This window comes from Bacillus sp. 05T31 (assembly GCF_056396725.1).
The window spans coordinates 1-762 of record NZ_JBFTMA010001174.1 but is presented as its reverse complement, the minus strand read 5'-3'; the positions used below and the strand labels follow the sequence as shown (position 1 = coordinate 762).

1 protein-coding gene is annotated in these 762 nt (G+C 30.1%); it reads left to right on the top strand.

Annotated features, from left to right (window positions below):
* Positions 1-142: 142 nt before the first annotated feature.
* Positions 143-762 (top strand): LysE family translocator (locus AC1DJR_RS32185; protein WP_477004491.1); only part of this gene is annotated, 620 nt, incomplete at its 3' end.

Here is a 762-nt window from a genome sequence, read left to right as displayed (position 1 = left end):
ACGAATGATACACTCCATCAGTTTTATCGGTTGTAAATCGAAAATCCACTAATTTTATTGAATAAATAGAAAACACTTTTATTTTTCTTTTATTTCATTTAATATCAATAAGGGCGCCAAAAAAATAGATAGGGGTGCTAGAATGTACGGTATTATTAATTACGAAGTGTTTTTACTAACAGGGATTTTATTAAATCTAATTCCTGGTGCAGACACCATGTATATTGTGGGGAGAAGTATTTCACAAGGTAGAAAAGCAGGTGTGTATTCTGTTTTTGGTATTATTACTGGTTCTTTAGTTCATACATTATTGGTTGCTTTTGGTTTATCTATTATACTTACAAAATCCATTGTGTTATTTAACACCATTAAGGTTATAGGTGTTATCTATCTTGTATATTTAGGAATTAAAATGATACTTGATAAGACAAATGTAGCTTTTCAAGCCTCATCCAATAAATTGAACATTAGAAAGATATATTTACAAGGACTCTTAACAAGTCTTACGAATCCAAAAGTCTCTTTATTCTTTATTGCGTTTCTTCCGCAATTTATAGATACAAAGGCTTCAGGTCCTATGCCTTTTATCATTTTAGGAATTACTTTTACAGTAACTGGACTATTGTGGTGTTTATTTGTTGCTTTTTTCTCTTCATATGTCACAAAAAAATTAAGAGGAAATCAAAAGGTAGGAATGATTCTAAATAAAGTAACAGGACTGATTTTTATTGGTATGGGTTTAAAGTTGCTTCAAACGAAGGC